This is a genomic window from Isoptericola sp. NPDC060185, from assembly GCF_042728595.1.
Classification (GTDB): Bacteria; Actinomycetota; Actinomycetes; order Actinomycetales; family Cellulomonadaceae; genus Isoptericola.
Genome location: NZ_JBHWYY010000002.1, coordinates 158,100 through 165,106, shown reverse-complemented (window position 1 = coordinate 165,106; position 7,007 = coordinate 158,100). Strand labels below are relative to the sequence as shown.

The window sequence follows — 7,007 nt, the reverse complement described above, 5'->3', positions numbered from 1 at the left end:
GCTCACCGAGCGCCTCGCCTCGGCCGGCCGGGGCGAGGCGTTCCTGCTGCAGGGCGGCGACTGCGCAGAGACGTTCGCCGACGCGAACGCGACCCGGATCCGCAACAAGATCCGCACCATCCTGCAGATGGCGGTGGTGCTCACGCACGGCGCGAGCACCCCGGTGGTGAAGATGGGCCGCCTGGCGGGTCAGTACGCCAAGCCGCGCTCGTCGGACCTCGAGACCCGCGACGGCGTCACGCTGCCCGCGTACCGCGGCGACATGGTCAACGGGCACGAGTTCACCCCCGCGTCGCGCACGCCCGACCCGGTGCGCCTGGAGCAGGCGTACCGGATCTCGTCGGCGACGGCGAACGTCGTGCGCGCGTTCACGCAGGGCGGCCATGCCGACCTGCGGCGCGTGCACGAGTGGAACCGCGGGTTCATGCGCAACCCGGCGTACTCGCGCTACGAGCGCACGGCCGCCGAGATCGACCGGGCGATCCGCTTCATGGAGGCCTGCGGCGCCGACTTCGACGCCCTGCGCTCGGTGGAGTTCTACCTCAGCCACGAGGCGCTCATCCTCGACTACGAGCGGGCGCTCACCCGCGTCGACTCCCGCACTGGCGAGGCCTACGCGACGTCGGCCCACTTCCTGTGGATCGGCGAGCGCACGCGCCAGCTGGACGGGGCGCACGTCGAGTTCCTCTCGCGGGTCGCCAACCCCGTCGGGGTCAAGCTCGGCCCGACGACGACGGCCGACGACGCGCTCGCCCTCGCGGCCCGGCTCAACCCGGACAACACCGCGGGGCGCCTGACGTTCGTCACCCGCATGGGCGCCGGCAAGGTCCGTGACGTGCTGCCCGAGGTGGTCGAGAAGGTGACCGCCGCGGGCGTGGCCGTCACCTGGGTGACCGACCCGATGCACGGCAACACGATCACGTCGGAGAGCGGATACAAGACGCGCCGGTTCTCGGACGTCCTCGACGAGGTGACCGGCTTCTTCGAGGTGCACCGCGCCCTCGGCACCGTGCCCGGCGGCCTGCACATGGAGCTCACCGGCGACGACGTCACCGAGGTGCTGGGCGGCAGCGAGGAGATCGACGACGCCGGGCTCGCGCTGCGGTACGAGACGCTCGTCGACCCGCGTCTGAACCACCAGCAGTCGCTCGAGATGGCGTTCCGCGTCGCGGAGATGCTCACCAGCTGGTGACCCATCGCCCGACGAGCTGCCGCCTGCTGGCCCGTCGCGTCGGGCCGCCTACCAGACCGTCAGCGTGACGGTGCTGCCCTTCGGGGCCGTGCCGGTGGTGTCCTGGAAGCGGACGGTGTCGAGCAGGCCGCCCAGGTAGGCGTTCTCCTTGACCTTGAAGCCGGCCTTCTCCAGCGCCTTGCGGGCCGGGTCGGTGTGCTTGCCGACGACGTTCGGCACCTCGACCAGCGGCGGCCCCTGGGAGATCGTGAGGGTGACCGTGTCCGTGCGGTGCGCCGCGGCGCCCTGCTCCGGGTCCTGGGCCAGGACGTGGCCCTTCGGGACGTCCTCGGAGTACGTCGGGTCGGCGAGCTTCACCACGAGCCCGAGGCTCTCGAGGTCGGCGACCGCGGCGTCCTTCTCCTTGCCCACCTCCTGCGGCACCTGCACGGGGGCGGGGCCGTCGGAGACGGTGAGCGTCATGACGGTGTCGTGCCGCTGGCGGGTGCCCTCGCCCGCCGAGAGGTCGAGGACGGTGCCGCGGTCCGCCTCGTCGTCGTAGGCCCGGGTCGGCGACCCGACGGTGAAGCCGGCGCGCTCCAGCGCCGCCGTCGCCTTCTCGCGGTCCGCGCCGACGAGGTCGTGGGGCACCGTGAGCATGCGCACGCCCCGCGAGAGGACCAGCTCCACGGAGCCGTCGAGGCGAACCCGCTCGCCCGGCGCCGGGACGGTGGTCACGACCGCGCCGACGGGGATCTCGTCGTCGAACGCGCGGCTGGTGGTGACGTCGAGCCCGGCCCGTTCGAGGGCGGCGTGCGCGTCGTCCGCCGACGCCCCGGCCATGCCGGAGGGGACCGAGGTCCACGCGCCGGGGCCGTCGGCGAACCACCACCAGGTGCCGAGCCCGCCCCCGCCGAGCAGGAGCACGACGGCGAGCGACCACGCGATCGCGCGCCGGCGCCTCGAAGGCCGTCCGTAGGCCTCGGTGGGCTGCTCGACCGGCCGGTCGTCGGTTCGCGACGGCGCGGTCGCGGACACCTCCTGGAAGAACGCGGTGGGGATCTCGTCGACGGCGTCGGTGGCCCCGGGGCCCGCCGCGTCCGCGTCCTCGGCGCCGTCCGTGGCGTCGTCGGGGGCGGCCGGTGCGTCGTCGGCGGGTGCGTCGGCGCGACGGTCGAGCAGCTCGGGGTCGAGCGACGCCCGCAGCGCCTCGACCGCCTCGAGCGCGGCCCCGGCGTCGGCTGGCCGGCGCTGCGGGTCGCGGGAGGTGAACGACGCGACGAGGGCGTCGAGGCCCTCAGGGAGCCAGTCGACGCGCTCCGACGGCGCCGGGTGGTCCTCGTGCACGTGGTGGAAGGCGACCTGGATCGGCGTCTCGCCGGGGTAGGGGAGCGTGCCGGTCGCGAGCTCGTAGGCGAGCACCCCCACGGCGTAGACGTCGGTGCGGGCGTCGCAGCGCCCGCTGGTGATGACCTCCGGCGCGAGGTACGCCACGGTGCCGAGGACGGTGCCTGTGGTGGTGGTCGTGACCTCGGTGACGGCGCGCGCCAGGCCGAAGTCCGCGACCTTGACCCGCCCTGCGGCGGAGGTGCCGGCCCGGCCGTCGGTCACGCCGTCGGCGTCGCCCACGACGAGGACGTTCTCGGGCTTCACGTCGCGGTGGACGACGCCCCTGCGGTGGGCCGCGGCCAGGGCCGCCAGCACCTGCGCGACGACGTCGAGGGTGCGGCCCAGGGTGAGCGCGCCGGCGTCGTGCAGCTCGCGCCGCAGGTTCGTGCCCGGCACGTACTCCATGGCCAGGTAGCTCGTGTCCCCGTCGACGCCCTGGTCGTAGACGGCCACGACGCCCGGGTGGGTGAGGCGGGCGGCCGCGCGGGCCTCGCGGCGAAAGCGGGACACGAACGCGGCGCCGTCCACGCCGTCGGCCAGGTGTGGGTGCATCACCTTGATCGCGACCTCGCGGTCGAGGCGGCGGTCGGTGGCGCGGTAGACCGTGGCCATGCCCCCGCGCGCGACGCGCGCGACGATCTCGTACCGCCCGTCGACCAGGCGGCCGAGCATCGGGTCGGTCGTCGCGATGGCCACGCCACGAGTGTAGGGGCGGCCCGATCGGCGGGCCCGTAGGCTGGCCGGGTGAACGACACCGCATCCCCCGCGCCCGGCCCCGCAGGCGCCACCGACGACCGCACCGCCCTCGAGCCGCTCGTGGACGAGTGGCTGACCCTCCCCGACGTCGCCGAGGTGCTCGGCATCCCGGTGAGCAAGGTGCGGGGGCTGGTCGCCGAGCGGACGCTGGTCGGGATCAAGCGTGGCGAGCGGAACACCTTCCAGGTGCCCGCCGTCTTCCTCGTCACGGACGGCGAGAAGCCGCACGTGCTGCCGACGCTGCGCGGCACCGTCCTGGTGCTCTCGGACGTGGGGCTCGACGACGCGGCCATCCTGCGCTGGCTGTTCGAGACCGAGCCGTCGATCGGGAACGCGCCGATCGCGGAGCTCCTGGCCGGGCGCCGGGCCGAGGTGCGCCGGGTCGCGCAGGCGCTGCTGTGACGCGTCGCTGACCCGCCGGACCGCGCGGCCGGCTCAGGCCGCGCGGTCGACCGCGGCGCGCGCCAGGTCCAGCAGGACCGTGCGCCCCGGCTCCGCGAGGTCCGCCGCGGCGAGGCCCGCGAGCGCGCCGTCCGCGAGCGCGCCGATGAGCGTCTCGACCCCGTCGAGCGCGCCGGAGCCCGCGATCACCCCGCGCAGCCGCTCGACCGTCGCGCCGTCGAGGTCGGGGTCACCCAGCCGGGCGACGACGAGGTCGCGGTCGGCGGGGCTCGCGGCGGTCATGGTGCGGGCCACGAGGACGGTGCGCTTGCCCTCGCGCAGGTCGTCGCCCGCGGGCTTGCCCGTGACCGACGGGTCGCCGAAGACGCCGAGCACGTCGTCGCGCAGCTGGAACGCCTCCCCGAGAGGCAGGCCGGCCGCGGAGACCGCGTCGAGGCGGGCAGGGGCGGCGCCCGCCAGCACGGCGCCCAGCACGAGCGGGCGCTCCACCGAGTAGCGCGCCGACTTGGCGCGCAGGACGGTGCGCGCGCGCTCCTCGTCCGCCGCCGGGTCGAGCCCCCACGGCTCGGCCTGCACCAGCACGTCGAGGTACTGGCCGACGACCACCTCGGTCTGCATGGCGTCGAACAGGGCCCGCGCGTCGCCCGCCCGGTCAGGGAGGGTCTCGACCGCCGCGGCCATCTCGCGCTGGCACGCCACCAGGCACAGGTCGCCCAGCAGGATGGCGGCGGACGTGCCGAAGCGCTCGGCCGACCCGGCCCAGCCCGCCCCGGAATGGCGAGCCTCGAAGGCGCGGTGGGCGGTGGGCTCGCCGCGGCGCGTGTCGGACGCGTCCATCACGTCGTCGTGCAGCAGGGCCGCGGCCTGGAACAGCTCGAGGGCCGCGCCGGCGCGGACCACGGCATCGCGCCCGGGGCCCTCGGACGGCCCGCCGTGGGCCCGGAACGACCAGTAGCAGAACGCCGCCCGCAGCCGCTTGCCCCCGCGCAGGAGGACCGCCGCCTGATCCGTGAGCGCGGTCGCCGCGGCCCCGATCGAGGCGGCCTCCCGCTCCAGGTCGGCGAGGTGCCGCTCGACCTCGGCGTCGACGTCGGGGCGGAGGTTCTCGAGGTCGACCAGGGACGGTGCGGTGGGCATGCGGCCAGCCTATGTGTCCGGACGAGGGCCCGGGCCCGGGTCAGCCGGTGAGGACCGAGCCGCTCACGGTGACCAGGCGGCGCTCGCCGTCGTCGAGCACGCCGAGCGTGACGGACTCCACGACCGGGCCCGCGTCCTTGGCGCCCTTCTTCGACTTCGGCGTGGTCTCGCGGCCGAACGTCGTCTGGGCCGTGAGCCCGGTGAGCGTCCCCGTCTCGGACTGGGTGAAGCCGGCCTTGTGCAGCCGCTTCGCGAGCTGGTCGATGACCTCCTGCGTGCTGCGGGTCGTGCTCAGGTTGAGGGTCACGTCCGTGAGCCTCCCCGCCCCGGGCGTGGCCGAGCTGGCGAGGACGGTGGCGTCCTGGGGCGCGCCGAGCAGCTTCTCGGGGAAGCCGGGCGCGTAGCCGCCGACGGCGGTGTCCGGGTCGAACGTGGGCAGCGCAGCGGGGGCGTCCGGGTCGGCGCTCGCGGTCGCGTCGCCGTCGCCGCGCAGCCCGACGCCGGAGCCGTGCTCACCGGTCGCCGAGACCTCGTCGTCGGGGGCGCCGCCACCGAGCAGCCCGCACCCGGACAACGTCAGCAGCGCGGCGACGGCCATGGCGGCGCCGCCGGCACGGGCACCTCGGACGGTGCGAGAGGGGCGCGGCGGACGGGGGAGCGTGGGCACGGCGCCCACCGTAGCGGCCCGGGGAGAGCATCGGGCGAGCCCGTCGGCCCGGTGGTCGGCAGGACGCCGCCCCACGGGCGACGGGTCCGAGCCTGCCCCCAGGAGCGGTGCGTCCACAGCCGGCGGCGGGCGGCCCTCACGTGCCCGCCGCTTCCGATGGGATCGGGCCATGGAAGCCGCCTACGCCACGCCCCGCTCCGGGGAGCCCGACTCGCCGTTCGACCTGCCCGTCGTGCTCCGTTCGTCCCGCGACATGCTCGCCGCCGTGCCGTACCTGCTGGGGTTCCGGCCCCGGGAGTGCTGCGTCGTCGTCTGCGTCACCGGGGAGGGGAGGATCGGCCTCGTCGCCCGGACGTCGCTCGCCGAAGCCGACGGCGGTGGTGCGGGAGGCCTCGACGGACCGGAGCCCGACGCCCGCACGGTGGCACGGGCGGCGGCGCGGGTCGGGGCCGTCCTCGTCCTCGTCGTCCTGTGCACCGCGCGGCCGGAGTCCGCCGTCCTGCCCCGCGCGGCGGAGGTGCTCGCCGCCCTCGACGAGGTGCTGGACCCGGCGGCCGACATCGAGACCTGGCTGGTCGGTGCCGACGGGTACCGCGGCCTCGGCTGCGCGGACCCGGCGTGCTGCCCGCCCGACGGGCGTCCGCTGGGTGAGCTCGAGCACGGCGAGGTCGGGGCCGCGTTCGTCGTCGCGGGGCGCGCGATCGCCGCCTCGGAGCAGGAGGCGCACCGCATCGCCCGGGCGTCCGTCGCCGTGCGGGACCGGGTCGCGAAGGCGGCCGCCCGTACCGAGCGTGGACGCCCCGCGCTGCAGGGTGGCGAGCCCCCGGGCGCCGCGACGGCGCGGTGGCGCGCGGAGGCCCTCGGCGTGTGGCGCGACCTCGTGCGCCAGGCCGCCGCGGACCAGCAGGTCGCGACCCCGGGCGGCGAGATCGCCCTGCCGCCCGCACGCCTCGGCCGCCTGGCAGCGGCGCTCGCGGACGTCCCGGTGCGCGACGCCGTGCTGCTGTCCCTCGTGCCGGGGGCCTCCGACGCGGCAGAGCTGACCGCCGCGCGCGGTGCCCCCGGCCCAGGGGCGGGCGCCGAGAGCGAGACCGCGGTCGAGGTGGCCACGGCTCGGGCGATCGCCCGCGTGGTGGACCCGCGGGTCGGGGTCCCGCCCGACGCAGCGGTGGCGGACGCCGCGCGGCTCGTCCTCGAGCAGGTGGTCGGCGCGGCGCCGCGCCGCTGGCACGCCGCCCCGCTCGCCCTGCTGGCGTTCCTCGCGTGGTGGCGCGGCGACGGATGGCTGGCCGCGAGGCGGGTCCGCGAGGCGCTGCGTCAGGATCCGTCGCACCGCCTGGCCGCGCTCCTGGCCGGGGTGCTGCGTGCGGCGGTGCCTCCGGGGTGGGTCACGGCCTCGGGCCCGGCGGCACCGGCGGTCCCCGCGGGCGCCCCCGGGCGTGCGACAGGACGACCGGGCGGCTCCCGGGCCGGCTCGTGACCGGC

The 7,007-nt window shown here is 76.5% G+C and carries 6 protein-coding genes; 3 read left to right on the top strand and 3 right to left on the bottom strand.

What is annotated here, in order from left to right:
• Positions 1-1,192, top strand: a 1,192-nt coding sequence (locus ACFWDO_RS01575; RefSeq protein WP_380325313.1) for a class II 3-deoxy-7-phosphoheptulonate synthase, incomplete at its 5' end; no start/stop codon positions are given.
• Between the two features lie 48 nt (positions 1,193-1,240).
• Here ACFWDO_RS01575 and pknB read toward each other — a convergent pair.
• Positions 1,241-3,256, bottom strand: a complete 2,016-nt coding sequence (gene pknB / locus ACFWDO_RS01570) for a Stk1 family PASTA domain-containing Ser/Thr kinase (RefSeq protein ID WP_380325316.1) — start codon at positions 3,254-3,256, stop codon at positions 1,241-1,243.
• Positions 3,257-3,304: 48 nt separating this feature from the next.
• Between pknB and ACFWDO_RS01565 the strand changes: the two genes are divergently transcribed.
• Positions 3,305-3,718 (top strand): Rv2175c family DNA-binding protein, encoded by a 414-nt coding sequence (locus ACFWDO_RS01565; protein WP_380325319.1) that lies wholly within the window; start codon positions 3,305-3,307, stop codon positions 3,716-3,718.
• A gap of 33 nt (positions 3,719-3,751) precedes the next feature.
• Here ACFWDO_RS01565 and ACFWDO_RS01560 read toward each other — a convergent pair whose 3' ends face one another.
• Complete coding sequence (locus tag ACFWDO_RS01560) at positions 3,752-4,855, bottom strand: polyprenyl synthetase family protein (RefSeq protein WP_380325321.1); 1,104 nt, start codon at positions 4,853-4,855, stop codon at positions 3,752-3,754.
• A 40-nt stretch (positions 4,856-4,895) separates the two neighbouring features.
• Complete coding sequence (locus ACFWDO_RS01555; RefSeq protein WP_380325324.1) at positions 4,896-5,522, bottom strand: hypothetical protein; 627 nt, start codon at positions 5,520-5,522, stop codon at positions 4,896-4,898.
• A 169-nt stretch (positions 5,523-5,691) separates the two neighbouring features.
• Between ACFWDO_RS01555 and ACFWDO_RS01550 the strand changes: the two genes are divergently transcribed.
• A complete protein-coding gene (locus ACFWDO_RS01550) occupies positions 5,692-7,002 on the top strand; it encodes a DUF4192 family protein (RefSeq protein ID WP_380325327.1) in 1,311 nt (436 codons plus the stop codon).
• Positions 7,003-7,007 lie beyond the last annotated feature (5 nt).

What these genes read in the sequence shown, in the direction of transcription:
- ACFWDO_RS01560 (WP_380325321.1), bottom strand. Translation starts at nt 4,855, where the DNA reads ATGCCCACCGCACCGTCCCTGGTCGACCTCGAGAACCTCCGCCCCGAC.
- ACFWDO_RS01550 (WP_380325327.1), top strand. Translation starts at nt 5,692, where the DNA reads ATGGAAGCCGCCTACGCCACGCCCCGCTCCGGGGAGCCCGACTCGCCG.